Raw genomic sequence first — 19,870 nt, 5'->3', positions numbered from 1 at the left:
GTGCGCTGCCCGCACGTGACGCAGTGGCTACCTTCCTGCATGGAGACAGGAGGGTGGATGGGCGGACAGGGACGGCACATCGCGAGCCTGGGAGTGTGGCTGCTCGCCGTGTGCGCGGTGCTTCCCGCCTGCGCGCCCCCGAGCGGCTGGAGCGTGACTCCGCCGGAGTGTGAGGGCCCGGACAGTGCCTCGTTCGTGGAGGGGTTCTCCGAGTGGAGCCGTGGCCTCTCGCCGGGACACGCGAAGGAGGACACTCGCGACGGTGACAGCGCCACGGCCGCCGACCCCTGGAGCCATGCCGAGGAGGACGGGCTGCCGGTGCTCCACCTCTTCATGTCCTCCTCGCTGCCGGACGATGATGGCTACCGCCCGGCGCGGCTCGTCTACAAGGGACGCTGCCTGCTCGCGGAGACGCGCTACCGCGGGGACACGTCCCTCCGGTTTCCCAAGCGCAGCCTCACGCTCGACTTCAAGAGCGGCTACACGTTCGACGAGCCCGCGCAGGCCGGCGGTTTCATGGGCCGGCGCAAGCTGGTGCTCATCAGCCCCTTCAATGACAACTCATACATGCGGGCCCGGCTCGCCTTCGAGCTGTGGAACCGCATGTCGCCGGACCACCTCCAGATGAAGGCGTTCAGCGCGGTGGTCTACGTGAATGGCGAGTACCACGGCCTCTTCACCGTGACGGACCACATCAACCAGGACTTCCTCTCGGACCGGGGGTTGGACCCGGGCGGGGACCTCTTCAAGGCGGTGGGCGGTGACGCGAACTTCTCGCGGCTCGACTCCACGGGGCTGCCCAAGGTGAAGCTGCACCAGGGCTACGAGAAGAAGGAGGGCGAGCCCGAGGACGGTGACGAGGCCTTCCACTCCATCGACGCGCTCACCGCCTTCGTCGCCGACGCCACCGCGGAGCGGTTCCTCGCCGAGCGAGACGCGTGGTTCGACTCGCGCGACTACGAGGACTGGTGGATTTTCGCCCACCTCGCGTACACGAAGGACTCGGTGGCGAAGAATGCCTACCACTTCCGCGCGCGCGGACCGGGGGCGCGGTTCCGCTACATCCCCTGGGATTTGGACGCCAGCTTCGGGCAGCACTGGAACACGCTGCGCCTGGATGCGAACGACCTCGATACGTTCACGAACGAGAATCGCATCTTCGCCCGTCTGATAGAGGACCCGGCCATCTCCGGCCCCCTGTTCACGCGCTACCGCGAGCTGCTCCAGGGACCGCTGCAGCGGGAGCTGGTGCTCGGGCTCGTCGACGCATACGCGGCGGAGCTGCGAGCCGCGGCGCTCAAGGACGAGGCGCGCTGGGGCGCGGAGTACCGCGTCTTCCCTCGCTGGAGCGGGCGCACGGACCTGAACGACTTCGAGGGCGAAGTGGCCTATCTGCGCGGGTGGGTGGACGCGCGCTGGCAGGCGCTGGAGCAGCAGCTCCGCTGAAGCGCGGGCGCGGCGCCTCGTCCCCCGTTATCAGGACGCGCCTCGACTGACGCAAGGAGCGGAACGGATGATTGACCTCTACACCTGGGGTACGCCCAACGGCATCAAGGTCTCGATAGCGCTGGAGGAGCTGGGCCTGCCCTACACCGTGCACGCGGTGGACATCGGCAAGGGCGTGCAGAAGCAGCCGGAGTTCCTGCGCATCAACCCCAACGGCCGCATCCCCGCCATCATCGACCGCGACGCGGGGGACTTCCCCGTGTTCGAGTCGGGCGCCATCCTCCTCTACCTCGCGGAGAAGACGGGCAAGCTGATGCCGGCGGACCCGAAGGGCCGCTCGCGCGTCATCCAGTGGCTGATGTTCCAGATGTCCGGCGTGGGGCCCATGCAGGGGCAGGCCAACGTCTTCTTCCGCTACTTCCCGGAGAAGCTCCAGCCCGCCATCGACCGCTACCAGAACGAGACGCGGCGGCTGTACACCGTGCTCGACACGCGACTGAAGGAGAGCGAGTTCCTCGCGGGCGACTACAGCATCGCGGACATCGCCACCTGGCCGTGGGTGCGCGTGCACGACTGGGCCGGCGTGTCGGTGGACGGGCTGCCGCACCTGCAGCGCTGGCTGGAGGTGATTGCGAAGCGGCCCGCCGTACAGCGCGGACTCGACGTGCCCTTCCCGCAGGACCGCGACAAGGGGGCCGACGAGGAGCGCATCAAGTCCGCGCAGTCGATACTCCAGCGGTAGCGGAGCAGGCGCAGGGACCTGGCGAGGGTGGGCGATGCGGGCGGGAGGAATTGTGAAACAGGCTGTTTCACTTTCTCCCGCCGCGTTCACCTGGCCCACGGTTCGTGGGCGGGATGTATCGCGGACTCAGAGCGACGGGGCCGTGGAGTAGAAGTAGTTGTTCCACAGCACATCGTCGACGCGGAGGTAGTGGTCCTCTGCGGGCGGCGTGCCGGCGCCTCCGCGGAACCACTCCGCATTCCACTTGCGCGGGTAGTTCTCGTGCCACGTGTACGTGGCCGTGTCGTTGGCGAAGCGGCGCGTGTCGCTGCTCGCCACGGTGCACACGGTGCCGTCGGACTCGCGCCGGGCCCACATGCGCAGCTTCCCGTTCGCCTGTCCGCTGGTGTTCGCCTGGACGGAGATGATGAGCGTGTACCACTCGCCCACCGTCACCGCGCAGCCCGTGCCGAGCTTGTTGCCGTAGAGGATTCCGCCGGACGGCGTGCCCGTCATGTCGCAGCCGTAGTAGTACGCATACAGCTTGTTGTTGGGGTTGCCGCCGAGCACGAACCGCGAGCTCCAGCCGTCGCAGTTCGCCTGGGCCTCGTCTCCGGCGCCGCCCGTGTAGCCCTTCCCTCCGGTCACGCCCGCCATCTTCAGGTCGCCGTTGTAGAAGTCCCAGCCGGGCTCCAGGTACATCTTCCAGCGGAGCGTGGCCGTGGCGTACTCGCCGGACGTCCAGAGCAGCGGATAGAACTTGCCGCCGTCGTTCTCCGTGCTGGCCGCCAGCTTCACGCGCAGGTACTCGTTGCCTTCCGAGGAGCCGACGGTGATTTGATTGGTGGCGACCCAGCCCGTCGACGCGCCGAAGTCCGCCTGCGCTTCGGCTTGCGTGTACGCATCCAGCGGCTTGCCCTCGAAGGTCCACGGGCCTCGCGTCAGTGCCTGCGGGAGTATTCCCAGCTCCTCGTCACCTTCGGGCGCCGGGCCTCCGCAGGCGCTCGCGAGGGTGAGGAGGACGGCGAGTCGGGTGGTGGCCAGGCACGCGGAGCTTCGGGTCGTCATGGGTTCCTCGTGGGATAGGGTCGCTCCGGGACGGCACTCCCGCCCGGATGCGCCGGCCGCCAGTGGGCGGCACTCGGGCGGTTTCTAGCACACGGGTCCGTGAATCAAGGACAGGTGCGGAAAACGGGAGAGATGCTCGGGCCTGGTGGTGGGCTCAGATGCGGCGTGGGGCGGTTGGCTTGGACTCGCGATGCTGCTCGCGACAGCGGCACCTGGCGCCAGGCTTTGCGCTTCAGGCATAGGCTTCACGGTGCATGTCTCGCCCTCCCCTGCCCCACTCGCGCTTCAGTGAACCGAGCTTCACGTGCGCCGTGGCGGTGGGCGCGGTGGGGCCCGACTCGGTGCGACTGTGGCTGCGCTCGGACGAGCCCGGTCCGCATCGGCTGGAGGTGTGGCCGCTCGAGGGCGAAGGTCCTCGGCGCTCCGTGTCGTGGCGCTGCGCTCCCGCCAGCGACGCGGATGGCACGAGCACCCTCCTCTACCCCCACGACTTCCCGGGTGAGCCGCCGCTTCTTCCGCTGCGTCGCCACGGCTTTCGCATCACCCGCGAGCCCGAGGGAGTCCTCGTCGGTGAGGGCCGCTTCGAGACGCTGCCCGCGCGCCCCGAGGACACGCCCGCCGCGTTCACCTTCGGCCTGCTGAGCTGCCATCAACCCTTCCTGCCCTCGGGAGAGGTCCGGCCCCTCTCCGTGGCGATGCTGGAGGCCGCGCGCCATGCGCTGGAGTCCCACGACGCGCGCTTCCTCCTGCTGGGCGGCGACCAGCTCTACGTGGACGAGCCTCCGTCTCTGTCCCTCTTCTCTCCCGGCTATTTCCGTCAGGTGGCGCCGCCGGGACGCGCGCGTCTGCTGGACTGCTCGGCCGAGGAGGTGAGGCGGCTGTATCAATTCCGCTACCGCCAGTTCCTCGAGCTGGACGGCTGGCGCGCGCTGCATGCGGACTTCGCCACGTGGCCGATGCTCGACGACCACGAGGTGGTGAACAACTGGGGCGCCGAGCCCGAGCACTCGGGCCCGGAGTGGCAACGGCTGAGCGAGGGCGCGCGGGCGGCGTATCACGACTACCAGTCCGCACGGGTGCTCGGCCCGAGCGCTGGAGCGCCGCCCGACACCTTCGACTTCAGCTTCGACTACGGGAACACCGGCTTCTTCGCCATGGACCTGCGCAGCCAGCGCCGTGGTGGTGAGCACCCCCGTGTGTACTCGCCCGAGCAGCTCGCGCGCCTGTCCTCGTGGCTGGACGCGCACCGCGACAGCCGCGTGGTGTTCCTCATGCTGAGCGTGCCCATGGTGTACGTGGCGTCGTGGGCGTCAGTGGGCATCTCCCTGCTGCGCAGCCACCGTGGCGACGCGAGGGACCGCTGGACGCACCCGTGGAACCTTCGGGACCGGGACAGGCTGCTGGGCTTGCTGCTCGCGCACCAGCGCCGCTGTCCCGGGCAGCGCGTGGTGCTGCTCAGTGGGGACGTGCACCTGGGCTGCGCGTTCGCCATCGACTGGCTGGGCGACTCTGGCGGCACGATGTACCAGTTCACCTCCAGCGCGGTGACGCACCTGCGACGCGGCTTCTCCGCTTGGGCCGCCGGCCACCTGCTGCGCACGGAGCTGCTGCTGAAGCTGGAAGACGGCCCGGCCGCGAGGCTGGTGCGGATGGACGGCGTGGGCGACGCGGACCGCAACCCCTACAGCGGGCTGAACGTGGGCGTGGTGGAGGTGCATGACCGGGGCGCCCACTCCACCGTGCGCTTCAAGCTGGTGGGGCAGGACCCTCGCCACCCGGACCACCCCGTCACCGTGTTCGATACCGGGGAGCTGTGACGCTCAGTCGTGGGCCAGGGCAGCGGCGTGCTCCCCTGCCCTGTTCCTTCGTCGTGCTTCATTCCTCGGCGGCGTGCTCCCCTGCCTTGCTGCTCACGGCTGGGGCAGCGTGGCGAGGAACGCGTCGAGCGCGGCGTTGAACTCCTCCGGCTTGTCCATCATCAGCCAGTGGCTCACGCCCGTGAACACGGTGTGGGGCGTGCCCGGGTAGAGCAGGTGATAGGCATTGGGCTGGATGAAGGCCTCCGCGACGAGGGTGTGGACGGGGCCCTTGTAGCGCTCGAAGACGGGGTCCGAGTCGTACGTGAGGATGCTCTGTAGCGCGCTCAGAACCACCTCGCGCGGGGTGGCGTGCAGCCAGCTCATCACCGCCTCGCGTGTGTACGGCTTCGCGTTCTGGAGGATGGGCGCGAACCACGTGTCCATGAAGTCGCGGTACTTCTCCGGACGCATGCCGTCGCGGAACCAGGCGACCTGCTCGGGCGGCAGCGGCGGCATGGTGCCGGAAGAGTCGACGAAGACGAGCCCGGCGAGCCGCTCGGGCCAGCGGATGGCGTACTCGCCCACCACGATGCCACCGAAGCTGTGACCCACGAGGACGAAGCGCTTCAGTCCCAGTGTGTCCGCCACCGCGTTCACATCCTCGGCCATGTCCTTCGCGCCATAGCGGTCCTGCGAGTCGGGGTCCGACTCGCCCATGCCGCGCAGGTCGAAGGACACGGAGCGCTGTTTCAGGTGTGCCTGCTGCGCGGCCCACTGTTCGCGTCTGCCGGCGTTGCTGTTGACGAAGATGACGGGGAGCCCGCCCTCACCAGAGTCGGTGACGACGAGTCGGCCCGCGGGGCCCTGGATGATGCGGGTGGTGGATGCCATGGCCGGGGACGATGACACGACTTCAGGGCTCATGCCTCGTTCAGGCTGTCCCGCGCCGGGGCTTCCCCCGAGAAGCTCCACACGATTCAGTGACTGCTCGTGCCTCGCCATCGGAGCGTCGAACCTCGGAGCGCACGCGGCAAGGAGTCCCCGCCATCATGTTGGGAGCCGCGCATGTGAGGCCCTCCCTGGAGCACTTCAGGAGGTCACTGTTCGGAAATGTCGGGGGTTTTGCGCGGCGAAATGTCCCGACATTTCCGAACAGCACGCCGCCCGTCGCGTCCGGCTGCTGCTCGGGATGCACGAGGTGCTCGGCCTCGGTTCAGTGGGTGCGGCGTGCCTGGGCGTGCCTGGCCTCGGTTCACTACGTGAGGTGTGCCGAGTCTCGTCGCGTGAGGTGTGCTCAGTCTCGTCTCGTCGCGCGAGGTGTGCTCAGTCTCGTCTCGTCGCGTGAGGTGTGCCCAGTCTCGTCTCGTCGCGTGAGGCGCGCTCAGTCTTTCCTCGTTGCGTGGAGGCGGCGTGCTCAAGCCTCGCCTCGTTGCCTGATACGTGCGCGGCCCCGCTCAGACCGTCCCGCGCCCCGGCTCCTGGGACGCAGCCGCCGCGTCACCCTCCCCTGCTCCCGCCGCCCGCGTGCGCGCACGGTGGCCAATGAACCCCGCGAGCCACGCCAGCGCGGCCGCTCCCGCCACCACGCCGCCCATGGGCCTCGCGGTGCCGTCGTTGAGCGCACTCACCGCCCACGACGCTCCCGCCGCCGCTGTGAATTGGAGCGCGCCCAGCACCGCGGACGCGAGGCCCGCATGCGCCGCGTGCCGCTCCAGCGCAATCGCCGCCGCGTTCGGCCCCACGAGCCCCAGCGTCGGGACGAACAGGAACAGCGCCGCGGCCATCCCCCACATCCCCAGGAACCCGCTCCAGGTCACAACCAGCACGACCACCGCCGTCAGCGCATACAGCGTCAGCGCCAGCCGCAGCATCCGGTGCAGCGGGATGAACCCCAGCAGCTTGCGATTGAGCTGCGCCATGCACACCAGCCCCACCGCGTTGGCGCCAAAGAACCAGCCGAAGTCCTGCGGCGCCACGCCATGCAGCGAGATGAACACGAACGGCGAGCCCGCGATGTACGCGAACATGCCCGCATACGCGAAGCCGACGGCGAGCGCCGGGCCGACGAAGTCCGCGTCTCCGAGCAGCGCGCCCAGCCGCGAGCGCATCGTCCGACTCCCCGAGTGGACTGGCGCGGTCTCCTTCAGTGACGTCACCACCGCGACCAGCGCCAGCGCTCCCACCGAGGCCAGCACCAGGAAGATGGCGCGCCACCCCGAGTGCTGGAGCACGAAGCCTCCCAGCAGCGGCGCGAGCACCGGCGCCACGCCCACCACCAGCATCAGCCGCGACATCGTCCTCGCGGCATTGGCTCCGGACCACAAGTCACGGACCACCGCGCGGGGCACCACCAGCGCCACCGCGCCGCCGAGCGCCTGCACGAAGCGCAGCCCCACCAATGCCAGCGCGTTGGGCGCCAGCGCGCAGCCGAGCGAGCCCAGCACATAGAGCGCCAGCCCCAGCCGCAGCGGGCGCGTGCGGCCGAACCGGTCAATGAGCGGGCCGGTGATGAGCTGCCCGAGCGCCAGCCCGGCGAAGCACGACGCGAGCGTGAGCTGGATGAGCGACTCGCTCGACCTCAGCTCCTCCGCGATGCTCGGCAGCGCGGGCAGGTACATGTCGATGGACAGCGGGGCGAACGCCGTCAGCGTCCCCAGCAACAGCTCGAGTCCGAGCGTGCCTCGGGGGGCGGCGGGCGTGTCATTCGTCGGGGACGTCATGGGCTCCAGCGAGGCTCCCTTGCTGATAGCGGCCGGGCCCCTCCAGGGGAAGGTGACAATCCCGCATACACCCATTGCGAGAATGGAACAGTGAGGCTGTCCGCTCGCTCCACCGGGCACCAGCCCCGCGCCAGCCCGGATGTCAGACCCCTCCGCTATACCTTCACGTGTCGCGCACACGGAGGTGTCGGACCCCTTTTGAGGCCCGAGCTCGCGTCCACCGTTGCGCCCTCACCGCACGGATAGGTCCACCTTCCGTGTCGCGCGACACCTTTTCACCGCACGGGGCGGGCATGCCCCGGGCGGACAGACGGCGCACGTCCTCGGTTCAGGGGGAACCCGAGGAAGGCGCCAGCGCGGGCGGACCCGCCTCGGGCCCGCTTGACGGCGGGAGCGTCGCCCACCGGGGGAGGGTGACGCTGTACCCGAGCCGTCCCGCGACCCAGTTCAAGACGCCACCCAGGCCGGGGGGCGGAGTCCGAAGTCAGGGCCCGACCTTCCGGAGGATGGCCGGTGCGCGCGAGGCAGGCAGCTCCTCATCCCCTCCCACTGCCCGCCTCGCGCGCTCCCGTAAAATCGCCACGGGAGAGGGGAGGGTGGGGCGCTCGCCCCGCCGGGTGCTCCCCCGCGTGGGGCCTTTGCTTGCCAAGGGCGCGCGCCGGAGACATACGGAAGCGCGAAAGGTCGCGGCGCGCGGAGCCAGGGTGCCCGGGTGCCAGGAGGGAAGCGCGGGGCCCTGTCAGGCTCCGGCGTCCAGCAGCGACCCTCGTGAGCGATGGGACTCCGGTACGACGTCATCGTGGTGGGCCTGGGCCATGCGGGCTGCGAGGCGGCGCTCGCCTGCGCTCGGATGGGGCTGGCCACGCTGGGCCTCACGCTGAAGCGCGAGCGCGCGGCGGTGATGAGCTGCAACCCCGCCGTGGGCGGCACCGCCAAGGGCCACCTGGTGCGCGAGTTGGACGCGCTGGGCGGGGAGATGGGCCGCGCGGCGGACTCGGCCGGCACGCACTTCAAGACGCTGAACGCCTCCAAGGGCCCGGCCGTGCAGGCGACGCGCGTGCTGTGCGACCGCGAGGCGTACTCGGCGGGGATGCAGGCCGTCCTCTTCTCGCAGCCGAACCTCACCGTGCGCGAGGGCGAGGTGTCCACCGTCGTCGCCGAGGGCGGCCGGGTGGCGGGCGTGGTGCTGGGGGACGGCACGCAGGTGGCGGCCTCCGCGGTGCTGCTCACCACCGGCACCTTCCTCCAGGCGCTGATGCACGTGGGCGAGAAGAAGGAAGTCGGTGGGCGTCTGGGTGACGACGCCGCGCGCGGCCTGTCCGACTCGCTGCGCGCGCTGGGCTTCACGCTGGGCCGCTTCAAGACGGGGACTCCGGCGCGGCTGGCGCGCGCGAGCATCGACTGGGACGCGGTGGAGCCGCAGCCCGGGGACTTCCCTCCGCGCCCGTTCTCCTGGCGGACGAAGGTGGAGTTCGCGTCGGGCGCGCCCTTTCCCAGGCAGGCCGACGTCGTCTGCGGAATCACCGCCACGACGGTGGAGACACATCAGGTGCTGCGGGAGAATCTCCACCGCTCGCCGCTGTACCAGGGGGAGATTGTCGGCCGGGGCCCGCGCTACTGCCCGTCGCTGGAGGACAAGGTGGTGCGCTTCGCCGCGCGCGAGCGGCACCAGGTCTTCCTGGAGCCCGAGGGCCCCACGTCGCCGCTGGTCTACCCGGCGGGCCTGTCCACCAGCCTGCCCGCGGACGTGCAGCTCACCTTCCTGCGCACCATTCCGGGCCTCGAACATGTCGAGGTGGTCCGCTACGGCTACGCGGTGGAGTACGACTACGCGCCGCCCACGCAGCTCAAGTCCACGCTGGAGACGAAGGCCGTGGCGGGCCTGTACTTCGCCGGGCAGCTCAACGGCACCTCGGGCTACGAGGAGGCCGCCTTCCAGGGGCTGTGGGCCGGCATCAACGCGGGCCTCGCGGTGAAGGGCGAGCCTCCGCTGCTGCTCGGCCGGGACGAGGCGCACGGCGCGGTGCTGGTGGACGACCTGGTGACGAAGGGCGTGGACGAGCCGTTCCGCATGTTCACCAGCCGCTCCGAGCACCGGCTGAAGCTGCGCGAGGGCAACGCGGACCTGCGGCTGGCGCGGCACGGGCACCGGGTGGGGCTGCTCCCCCGCGAGGCGCTGGAGCGGGCCGAGGCGCGGGCGCGCGCGGTGACGGGTGAGGTGGCGCGGCTGAAGCGCTCGGGCCTGGCGGCGCGGCTGAAGCGTCCGGAGGTGACGTACGCGCAGTTGGGGGAGGGGAGGGCGGACTGGCCGGCGCTGCCGGAGGACGTGGCCGACGAGGTGGAGGTGGAGGTGAAGTACGAGGGCTACATCGCCCAGGCGGCGAGGGCGGCGGCGCGCGAGGCGGAGTCCACGGACCGGTGGAGGATTCCGGAGGGCTTCGCCTTCAATGAGGTGCGCGGGTTGGGCTCGGAGGCGGTGGAGAAGCTGACGGCGCACCGGCCCGGCACGGTGGGGCAGGCGCGGAGGATTCCGGGGGTGACGCCGGCCGCCGTGTCGCTGCTGCTGGTGGCGCTGAAGCGAGGCACGGAGCCGGCGCAGCCCGTGGAGTGATCAGAACCAGGGCTGTGGATAACGTGTGGGAAACTTTGGGGACAACAGGCACCTGAGTGATTCCAGGGGTTTGTGGGCCTGTTGGAGAGGGAGTCGCTGTGGATAACGCGAGGTTCGTAGATCTGCTGGCATCCGGGAGCCGGGCGCTGGGCGTGTCGGTACCGGAGGACGTGGGCCCCCGGCTGCAGCGGCTGATGGCCGAGCTGCTGAAGTGGAACGCGAAGGTGAACCTCACGGCGATTACCGCGCCGGAGGAGGTGCTGGAGAAGCACTTCCTGGACTCGCTGGCGGTGCTGCCGGAGGTGACGGGGGCGGCGACGCTGCTCGACCTGGGCGCGGGCGCGGGCTTCCCGGGACTGCCGCTGAAGCTGGCGCTGCCCTCGCTGGGGGTGACGCTGGTGGACACGGTGGGGAAGAAGGTGGCCTTCATCAAGGCGGCGGCGGCGAGCCTGGGAATGCAGGGCGTGCGCGGGCTGCATGCGCGCGCGGAGGGCAAGCCCGAGGCCGAGGGGATTCCGCACGCGGAGGTGCTGATTGCGCGCGCCTTCATGGACCTGCCGGACTGGCTCGCGCTGGCGCCGGCGTATGTGGCGCCGGGCGGGCGCGTGGTGGCGATGCTCGGCAAGGCGCAGCCGGACGCGGAGCTGGCGGCGCGCGCGGCGGAGCGGCAGCTGCGCGTCGTGTCCGCGCGAGCCTACCGACTGCCGTTCTCCGGCGCGGAGCGGCAGGTCGCCGTGTTCGCGAAGGAGTAGGGGAGGGCGGCTTCCGGGCCGGTTTCCCCGAGGTGAACCGCGATTCAGGTTCCCGCGCCGGCACGGGTGGCTCCGGTTCCAGCGCGGCGAATGGGATTCTGGCTCCGGTGGCTCCGGTTCGGGCACGGGTGGCTCCGGTTCCGGCGCGGTGAATGGGATTCTGGCTCCGGTGCCCGTGCGTGAGTCCGGTGAGGGTTCTGCACTCGTGAAGGGATGTCGGGTCGCTGGCATCCGGGCACCTCGAACGTGAGCCTGTGTGCCCGTACGTGGAACTGTTGGCGCGCTTCAGCGGAAGGCGTGGCCCGATTCCGCGTGGCGGGCGCGCGTCGGGCCCCGCGTTAGTGTTCGTGGCGGAGGTGCCGCGGATGAAGCCGCTTCCTGTCGAAGGTCCGCTCGTGTGGATGTACGAGCCCCACCCCGATGTGCTGGCGCGTGAGCCTCGCGCTGACTTCGAGCGACGCCTGGGCCCGCCGCACGGCTCCGATGCGCAGGGCGATGGGCGCGGGCCGACGGAGTGGTGGGCCTGGCGCGCGGACTGCGGACTGACGGTGATAGCCCTCTATCGGGAGCGCGACGACAGCTTCCAGGTCTTCACCGAACCGCATGGCGTGGACCACGCGCTCGCGCACCTCGGGTGGTGGCGGGCGGAGGTGCAGTGGCGCGCGGATGGCGGGAAGCCTCGCGCGACGGACGGCTGGGCGGTGTACCGCCAGGACGACACGGGCAATCGCCACGATGTCTGCGTGATGCCGCTCCGTGGCCATGCCGAGTGCCTCGCGCGGATGCTCGAAGCGCGGGCCCACAAGCAGTGGTACGCCGTCGAGGCTCGCGGGACTCCGCCGAAGTCGCCGCCGAAGGCGCCGCGAGAGGGCTGGGCCGTCATCCGCCAGGACGAGCACGGCAACCGGGCCGAGGTCGCCGTGCACCCGAGTGAGGACATCGCACGCAAGCTCGCCGCGGCATACGACTCCGAGCCCCGGCACAAGCAGGCGTACTTCGTGGAGCCCGTGGCCCCGCGCTCCTGAACAGGGCGTCATGTTCGTGCACACGGGGATGGTCCGGGCAGTGCGTCCGAGCAGGGGACTCATTGCCCGTGACACCGGTGCGGAACCGGCGTTCCACGCGGAACCCCGCTCACGGCGACATGCGTTGCGGCGCTGTGCCCGTGACACCGGTACGGTGTCGCGGAACCGGCGTTCCACGCGGAACCTCGCCGCGCGCGCACCGGCCGTGCCTACTTCGCCGGCTCCGCGCCGTCCGGCGGTCCGGCGATGGGAAGCTCGACGACGAAGCAGGCGCCTTCGCCCACCGAGCTGCGCACGCGGATGGTGCCACCGTGCGCCTCGACGATGTGCCTCGCGATGTGGAGCCCCAGGCCGAGGCCACTGACCGCGCTCGCGCCGACGAGCCGCTCGAAGCGCTCGAAGATGCGGTGCTGGGACTCGGGCGCGATGCCCGGCCCCCGGTCCTCCACTTCCAGCAGGGCCGTCGTTCCCACCTCTTGCGTCGTCACCTTCAGCGGCGCGCCGGGCGCGTACTTGAGCGCGTTGGTGAGCAGGTTCGTCAGCACCTGCTCCAGCCGGTCGCGGTCCCACCGGCCCACGATGCCGGGCGCCAGGTGCAGCTCGAGCGCATGGCCGGCCTCGGTGAGCTGCTGCCGGAAGCGCTCCACCACGTCGCGCGTGAGCTCGGCGAGGTCCACCTGTTCGAGCTGGATGTTCAGCCGGCCGGTGACGATGCGCGAGATGTCCAGCATGTCCTCGACGAGTCGGCTGAGCCTGCCGATGGAGCGCTCCGTCTGGTCCACGAGCCGGGTGACGCGCTCGGGCTCAAACGCCGTCGGGTCCTGGGCGGCGATGCGCTTGCGCATGTGCTGCGCCTGCATCTTCATGGAGGTGATGGGCGTGCGCAGCTCGTGCGAGGCGATGGACAGGAAGGTGTCTCGCGAGGCGATGGCTTCCTGGGCGCGCTGGAACAGGTGGGCGTTGTCCATGGCCACGGCGACCTGGGCCGCGAGTCCGGCGACCAGCTTCTCCTCTCGAAGTGTGAAGACGCCCGTTGCGGGATGGCCGAAGAACAGCCCGCCAAGCACCTCGCCCGAACGGGACCTCACCGGCACGGCCAGGTAGCTGCGCACCGGCAGGTGTCCCGGGGGCATGCCGTGGTACGGCGCGCTGTGTCCGTAGCGCGGGTCCTTCGTGATGTCGTCGCTGCGGAGGATGCCGTCGCCCTTGAAGGTGGGCTCGAAGACGCGAGTGGCGCGAGGCATCGGGAACTTCGAGAACGCTTCCAGCGGAGCGCCGGACAGCGTGTACAGCATGTACGACTGACCCTGCTCGTTGAGCACGTTGTAGAAGAACGCGCCGAACGCGGCCTTGGACAGCCGAGTCGCGACGTCCGTCACGCCCTGCACCAGCTTCTCCAGGTGGAGCTCCGCGGCCAGCGTCTGGCCCGTCTCGTTCACCAACTCCAGCGTCTGGAGGGACTCGTGCTTGTCCAGCAGCGTCTGGCGCAGGGACTCCTCCAGTTGCTGCTCGGCGGTGATGTCGAGGGTGATGCCGTCGAAGCGCTTCGGCCGGCCCCGGGCGTCGGAAGAGACGCGGCCCGTGGTGCGAATCCACCGGACCCGTGAGGCGTCCTCGCCGGTGCCAGGCACCACCACGCGAAAGCGGTGGTCATACGGTGCCCGCTCCTCGAGCGCGAGGCGGGCCGCTTCCTCCATCCGGGCCAGGTCCGCCGGATGGATTCGTGCCCGCACCATGTCCGCCGTCACCACGCCTTCGGAGGGAAGGCCGTGCTGCTCGCGGTAGATGGGGTTGCAGGCGACGACCGCCAGCGGCAGGTCGCAGTACCAGAGGCCGAGTCCGGCGGCCTGGACGACGTGCTCGAAGCGCTCCTCCTGCGTCTTGCGCTCGTCGATGTTGGCGACGGTGCCCGCCATGCGCGTGGGCTGGCCCGTCACCACGTCGTAGTACGCGCGGCCGATGGCCTGAATCCAGTGGATGCCGCCGTCGGACCAGATGGTGCGGTATTCGATGCGGTAGGCCGTGTGCTCCCGGACGCTGGTGTCGACACTCTCGATGACGCGCGCGCGGTCGTCGGGATGAACGAACTGGATGAAGTCCGTGTAGAAGGTGCCTCGGAACGAGCCCGGCGCCATGCCGAAGGCCTGCTCGCAGCGCGGGTCGAAGCGCAGCGTGTCGGTGACGATGTCCCAGTTCCAGGTGCCCAGGTTCGAGGACTCGAGCGCCATGGCCAGCCGCTGCTCGCTCTCCTCGAGCCGGCTGCGCGCGAGCTTCTGCTCATGGATGTCGGTGGCGGTGCCCAGCCAGAAGCGGACCGAGCCGTCCGCGTTCTTCACCGGCACGGACTGGAGGTGGTGCCAGCGCCAGGCACCGTCCGCACGGCGCAGCCGGACTTCGAGCGAGTAGGGCGCGCCGGTGGCCTTGGCTTCCCTGGAGGCGGCTCGCGCCGAGGCCGCTTCGTCTGGGTGGAGCGCGGCATTCCAGGCCTCCGTGCCGAGCAGGCTCGTGGGCAGTCCCGTGAAGGCGTGCCAGGCGGGGTTGAAGTAGTTCGTCGCGCCGGTGGCTGCCGCCGTCCAGACAAGCTGCGGCATCGACGCCGCGAAGGTCTGGAAGTGCAGCTCGTCGTCCTTTGGCGGCACGGGCGGAGAGGAACTCTCTGGCATTGGCCGCCGAGGTGACTCGACCCCCGGTCCTTCGTCAACGAGGAGTCCGGGTGCCCGCGTCGGAGAGCCGACGGTGCGGGAGTGGCGCGCGGAGGCGGAGCAGGGGAGGGGACCCGTGCTTCATGGGGTCCAACCCATATCCGTGGGCGCGAGCTGCCGGGTGATTGGCGAAGCGCGTGAGGTCCACGGCTCCACGTGGGACGGGCTCAGGATGCGGCGGTGGGCGCGCATGGCGGCGGCGGGTGTGGGGTTCCACGTGGAACGCGAGGCGCTCGGGTTGGCGCGCGGATGCGTGCGGTCGCCGCGCGGACGGTCCGGTGGTGTCGGGCAATGGCGGGCTGTTCCACGTGGAACCCGGAGGGGGAGGTTCTGGCTGAGGCTGTGCGTTGGTTCCGGGACGGCGTGGAACTGCCGGAGCTGGGCTCCGGATGGCGTGGAGCCGCAGCGGCCGTCGGCGAGTTCGGTGCTCAGGGCGGGTGAGCGCTTGGGGGAGCGCCGCGGCCTGTTCCACGTGGAACGCGACGGGAGTGATTCCACGCGAAGGCCCGTCAGCGGCGTGATGGGGCGTGCCGAGCTGCCGTGGCACGCGCGGCCGCCTGCGCTTCGCGGTGAGCGCGGTGCGGTGTGGTGCTGGTGGATGGGTGCCCCGGATGCCGGGAGGGACGCGTGGTGCTCGCTCAGGGAACAGCGTGAACGCAGGAGCCGTGGTTGGTGAGCCCTTCAGTCGCCGCGCGTGGATGCGGGTGGATGGGAGCTGCGTGCGCAGCGGACCGCCGCGTGGACGCTGGAGTCCGACCCGGCTGTGGGTTGTGGATGAGCGTGGATGGGAACTGCATGCGCAGCGGACCGTCACGCGGACGTTCGAGTCCGGACCGGCTGTGAGTTGTGGATGAGCGCACCCTCCGCCGGAAGTGGCGGCGCTGCGCGCCCCGCGAAGTCGCGCACGTCAGTGCTCGTATGGGGACAGTGGTGGTGGCGGAAGCGGAAGAGGGCACGCCGTCGATTCACGGTGCAGCAGGTTCCACGTGGAACAGGGCGTGGTGAAGCGGGAGTCGGAGGCATGCCGTGGAGGCGCATCCGCATCACAGCGGCATGGTGTCCCTTCGCGGGGATGAATGGAGGCGCAGCGGCGTGCCGTGAAGGCACACCGCGGCGAGCACGGTGCGCCGTTGCGGCGAGCTGGTTGGAGGCGTGAAGTGCACGCCACCGGAAGTCGTGACGGCGAACACGGTGGGCCTCTTCCACGCGTTCCACGTGGAACACGCGCCAGCTGTCGCAAGGCGTGTGGAGCGTGTGCTCGGAGTCGGCAACGCGGGCTCAGGAACGAGCGCGTGTCACTTCAGGGTGGGGGCGTTGGAGGTCAGGGCATTGGGCCGCGACCACGGGGGCAAGGTGTCGCGTCGACGCATGGCCGCGCGTTCCACGTGGAACAGGAAGCTGGCCGGAACCCTGCCAGAGCCAGATGCGGCGCGTGTGCGGATGCAGCGGCGCGTGGCTTCGCGTGGTTCCTGCGCGCGTGGCCTCGTGTGGTTCCAGCGCGCGGGGCTTGCGAGCTGCCGAGGCCGTGCCGTGAATCGTGAGCGGAGCCCGGGAGAGGCTCTGTGCAGCGTGGCGCGTTCCACGTGGAACACGAGGGGCGCGCGCGAACGCGAGCAAGGGTTGGTCCTCCACGGTGAAGGTGCGTGCTCATGCCTGGATGAACTGCGCCCCTGTTCCACGTGGAACGTGGCGGCAAATGCTCTGCTCCATGCCTCAGTGGACTGAGCCCCTGTTCCACGTGGAACGTGGCGGCCAATGCTCTGCTCCATGCCTCAGTGGACTGAGCCCCTGTTCCACGTGGAACGCGGCGACCGATGTGAGCGCGCTGCACGGTGCACGTGAACAGCATGGAGCGGGCGAGGCCATCGCAGAGCGGCAGGTGGCTGGTTGCGGGGAGGTGGAGCCGCGGCAGGGCTCGCGCGAACAACACATCGTCTGGCGGACGTCGCCAACTGCATGCGGATGGTGGCGCCGAGGTGAAGGCCGCCGCACTGCGAACGCGAACCGCGAGACCCACGCGGACATCGACCGCTTCATGGCGACCGTCGGGGAGGTGGAGGTTGTTCGCGTGAGGCTTCTCGTCGCGCGTGCGGAAGTGCTGGGGTGAAGCGCGCGGTGGCCGAGCCCGCTTCACCACTGTGTGTTCCACGTGGAACGCGACGCCGTGCTGCTCTGGCCCTGCTCGACATGGTCGCGGTGGGAACCGAGGTGGCTCTCCGCACACGGGGCGCCGTGCCGTGTTCCACGTGGAACCGTGAGACAGGCCGCGCTCATCACGCGAGCCGCCGATGCGTGTGTTCGCCTGTCATCGCGGTGCTGACCTGGAACCAGGTGCTTCGCGTGGTGCGAAGAACCTCCGGTCCGCTTCTTCATGTGCTCGCGGTCGCTCCTGTGTGGTGAGGCGCGGTGGCGTCACGTTCCACGTGGAACACGGTGCGCGCACGGCGCTCATCCATGCGCGCCAACGCGAGGCTTCGATGAACGCGACGCCGGTGGGCCACGTTGTGCCGAAGCCTGCGGAGTCACGTTCCACGTGGAACGCGGCCGGGCACTCACCTCGCCGCCACGGCGGCCAGAACCCGCGGTGCCGCTCATCGGAGCAGCCATGCGTGAGGCCTCGCATGCGGGCGCGGCGTCAGGCGAGGGGAGCCGCCACGCGACGAGGCTTCACGCGCAGGTCAGCGGGTTCGGCCTGATGGAGTCGCCAGATTCGCTATGCGGAGATGCAGCACGTGGAGGCACCGGAAGCCGCCGGCCGGGGTCGTCAGGTTCGTCACGTGGTGAAGCACCACGCGGCGGCACGGGAAGCCGCCGGAGTCGTCAGATTCGTCACGTGGTGAAGCATCACGCGGAGGCGCTGGAAGCCGCCGGAGTCGTCAGGTTCGTCACGTAGTGAAGCACCACGCGGCGGCACCGGAAGCCGCTGGCCGGAGTCGTCGGGTTCGTCACGTGGTGCAGCATCACGCGGAGGCACCGGAGGGCATCCTGGTGGAGCCACCGTGGTTGCAAGGTGGAGTGGAGTGGTGCGCCAGCGCGTGAAGGTCTCCGTGTTCGTCGCCGCCGCGCGTGTGCAAGTGATGGCCATGAAGTCGGCACGGGCATCGGGCCCGGTTCCCATGGAGGAGGGACGGGCCGTAGGCGGGGCGCGCTGGAGTCAGCGGGCAGCCAGGTTCGGCATCCATCGGGGCTCCGTGTTCCACGTGGAACGTGAGCGCGCTGCATGGCTCACCTGCGCAGAAGTCTCCCGGTCACCGTGGAGTGGCTCCGCTTGCCTCGGCATCGCGACACCCCCACGCATGCGGAGCCCTGTTGGCGGTGGAGACGTGCTGCGGGATGACGGCTTCGGTTCGCGCTCCACGTGGAAGGAGAGCACTCAGAGCCGCCCTTCACGGGGCAGGTCGTCGCTCAGGGCGAGGGGAGCGGAGGGGCAGCGGCTGAGCCGCTCTCCACAGGCTGGAGGCGCGCGAGTGGGTGGCATGGAGTGGCCATGTCTGGTGCACGCCGACGGTGGAGGTGGAGCGGGACGTGGTGGGAACGGGTCCCAATGGAGGCGAGGCCCACCGACTCCTGCTGCTTGTTGTGCCTGGAGCACGAACACGCCTCCGCGGTGGGGGCGCGCGGCCCTGTTCACGGAGCCTGTTCCACGTGGAGCAGGTGAGGAGGATGCCGCTGTTCTCGCGCGCTGGTGCCGGACTGGAAGTGGGGGGCTCCGCAGCGGGATGGGCTGCTTCACTCCACCGGTGACCGCACATGGGCTGCGCCACGTGGGACGCGGACGCCGACAGCCCGGGTTGCGCGAGGCGCCGCTCGACCATGCATCACGGCTTCTCCTGCTTCGCGAGTGCGTGCGCGCCGACTTCCGACGGTCCCTGCCCATCGTGAAACCAGGCGGCGTCGATGCGGGGCAGGAACCTCGCGGAGCCGCCGCACAGGCGGGTCATGCCTCCGAGGGCTGTGCGGCCCAACGGCGCGGAACGGTTGCGCGCTGCCACCGTACAGGCGGGGCGCCGTGAGGCTGGTGGGGTTTGCTGGCGCGAGCGATGAGGTGGAACCCTCTCTCAAAGGCGGGTCGCGCCGTGAGATCGCGCCGTGAGGTCGCGCCGTGAGGTCGCGCCGTGAGGTCGGGCGGCTTGAAGGCGCGAGCAAGGAAGTAGCGCCGCACAGGCAGGCCGCGTGGTGAGGCTCGATGGCGAAGCGACCAGTCCCGAACGCTCCGCTGGCTTCAGGATGGCTCAAGACATCCGCGCCGGAGCTGAGGCGGTGCCGCGGTCGGAACTGCTGGAGCGTGGCGCGCGCCGACCCTTCATCGCTGCGGTGGCGCGAGGCTTCCCCCGAACTCGGCCAGAGGTGTTCCCCGCCTCGACCGGGCTCGTCCGCATGACATGCCTCCGCCAGTGCTCACCTGCTGCTCAGTCTCCACATGGCCGTGGCTCACACGCGGCGCGCAGCTCCCATGCCCGTGGCGCGCACGCGGCGCGCTTCCTTCCGCTGAGACCTGGTCGCACGGCGCGGGAGCATGGCGAGTGCTCCAAGCCCGCTCCGCCTGCAAGCCGGCACGACTGGCGACAGCGCATGGACTCCCAGGTGTCCGTTGAGCGCAGGAGCATCGGCACCTTCTCCTGGTCGGAGCCATGGCTGACGAGGCACCCCATGGACTTCCGCCCAGAAACCGGACCCCCTGGCCGCATCCTTATATAGGGGCCTGACATGGGGGCTCCTCCAGCCTCGCTGGAGCCACGACCTCAGGAGGCGTTACCCGAAGCAGGACCGCGGATTCCCCACCTCCGGCCTGGAGCCCTCGGCCCTCGGTCTCCAGTCCAGGGGACCGGGCAAGCGCAGCGCCTCCTTTATATGGGGGCGCGAGACCTTGCTGGCGCCAGGGGACTCGCGCCCTGAGCGCAAGCGGGCTCAACTCACCGGGGACCCGGCTCCGCGCCCGGCGCGGACCCGGCTTCCACCCCCGTGGAATCACGAGCGGAGAGAGCAGGGAGACGAGGGTCGCCGACTATTTGATCCACCCCCAAAC

The 19,870-nt window shown here is 70.2% G+C and carries 11 protein-coding genes; 7 read left to right on the top strand and 4 right to left on the bottom strand.

Going from position 1 to position 19,870, the window contains the following annotated elements:
• Positions 1-57: 57 nt before the first annotated feature.
• Together G4D85_RS38905 and G4D85_RS38900 are read left to right on the top strand one after the other, a co-directional pair.
• Positions 58-1,446 carry a CotH kinase family protein gene (locus tag G4D85_RS38905; RefSeq protein WP_164019237.1) on the top strand — a complete coding sequence of 463 codons (1,389 nt, stop codon included), beginning with the start codon at positions 58-60 and terminating at the stop codon, positions 1,444-1,446.
• Positions 1,447-1,513: 67 nt separating this feature from the next.
• Positions 1,514-2,188 (top strand): glutathione S-transferase family protein, encoded by a 675-nt coding sequence (locus G4D85_RS38900; protein WP_164019235.1) that lies wholly within the window; start codon positions 1,514-1,516, stop codon positions 2,186-2,188.
• A gap of 126 nt (positions 2,189-2,314) precedes the next feature.
• Here the strand turns inward: G4D85_RS38900 and G4D85_RS38895 are convergent, their stop codons facing one another.
• Positions 2,315-3,235 (bottom strand): polysaccharide lyase, encoded by a 921-nt coding sequence (locus tag G4D85_RS38895; RefSeq protein WP_164019234.1) that lies wholly within the window; start codon positions 3,233-3,235, stop codon positions 2,315-2,317.
• 254 nt (positions 3,236-3,489) lie between these two features.
• On the opposite strand from G4D85_RS38895, the gene G4D85_RS38890 reads away from it, so the two are divergent.
• Positions 3,490-5,052 (top strand): alkaline phosphatase D family protein, encoded by a 1,563-nt coding sequence (locus G4D85_RS38890; protein WP_164019233.1) that lies wholly within the window; start codon positions 3,490-3,492, stop codon positions 5,050-5,052.
• A 93-nt stretch (positions 5,053-5,145) separates the two neighbouring features.
• On the opposite strand, the gene G4D85_RS38885 is transcribed toward G4D85_RS38890, so the two are convergent.
• Together G4D85_RS38885 and G4D85_RS38880 are read right to left on the bottom strand one after the other, a co-directional pair.
• Positions 5,146-5,958 (bottom strand): alpha/beta fold hydrolase, encoded by an 813-nt coding sequence (locus tag G4D85_RS38885; protein WP_240359762.1) that lies wholly within the window; start codon positions 5,956-5,958, stop codon positions 5,146-5,148.
• A 530-nt stretch (positions 5,959-6,488) separates the two neighbouring features.
• Positions 6,489-7,754, bottom strand: a complete 1,266-nt coding sequence (locus G4D85_RS38880) for a multidrug effflux MFS transporter (protein WP_164019231.1) — start codon at positions 7,752-7,754, stop codon at positions 6,489-6,491.
• Positions 7,755-8,529: 775 nt separating this feature from the next.
• Between G4D85_RS38880 and mnmG the strand changes: the two genes are divergently transcribed.
• The 3 genes from mnmG to G4D85_RS38865 all read left to right on the top strand — a co-directional run bounded on the left by mnmG (position 8,530) and on the right by G4D85_RS38865 (position 12,142).
• Positions 8,530-10,365, top strand: coding sequence for a tRNA uridine-5-carboxymethylaminomethyl(34) synthesis enzyme MnmG (gene mnmG / locus G4D85_RS38875; protein WP_164019230.1), 1,836 nt, complete (start codon positions 8,530-8,532; stop codon positions 10,363-10,365).
• Between the two features lie 98 nt (positions 10,366-10,463).
• Entirely contained in the window at positions 10,464-11,117 is a 654-nt protein-coding gene (gene rsmG, locus G4D85_RS38870) for a 16S rRNA (guanine(527)-N(7))-methyltransferase RsmG (RefSeq protein WP_164019228.1), read from the top strand.
• A 365-nt stretch (positions 11,118-11,482) separates the two neighbouring features.
• Positions 11,483-12,142, top strand: a complete 660-nt coding sequence (locus tag G4D85_RS38865) for a hypothetical protein (protein WP_240359760.1) — start codon at positions 11,483-11,485, stop codon at positions 12,140-12,142.
• 209 nt (positions 12,143-12,351) lie between these two features.
• On the opposite strand, the gene G4D85_RS38860 is transcribed toward G4D85_RS38865, so the two are convergent.
• Positions 12,352-14,781: a PAS domain-containing sensor histidine kinase gene (locus G4D85_RS38860; RefSeq protein ID WP_164019226.1), complete on the bottom strand. Its 2,430-nt coding sequence runs from the start codon at positions 14,779-14,781 to the stop codon at positions 12,352-12,354.
• A 1,879-nt stretch (positions 14,782-16,660) separates the two neighbouring features.
• Between G4D85_RS38860 and G4D85_RS49045 the strand changes: the two genes are divergently transcribed.
• Positions 16,661-16,951, top strand: a complete 291-nt coding sequence (locus G4D85_RS49045) for a hypothetical protein (RefSeq protein WP_205525895.1) — start codon at positions 16,661-16,663, stop codon at positions 16,949-16,951.
• Positions 16,952-19,870: the final 2,919 nt, after the last annotated feature.

This window comes from Pyxidicoccus trucidator, assembly GCF_010894435.1.
In the GTDB taxonomy this organism is placed as follows: domain Bacteria; phylum Myxococcota; class Myxococcia; order Myxococcales; family Myxococcaceae; genus Myxococcus; species Myxococcus trucidator.
Note: the sequence above shows the minus strand (reverse complement) of the source record. Positions and strands in the feature narration are given on the sequence as shown.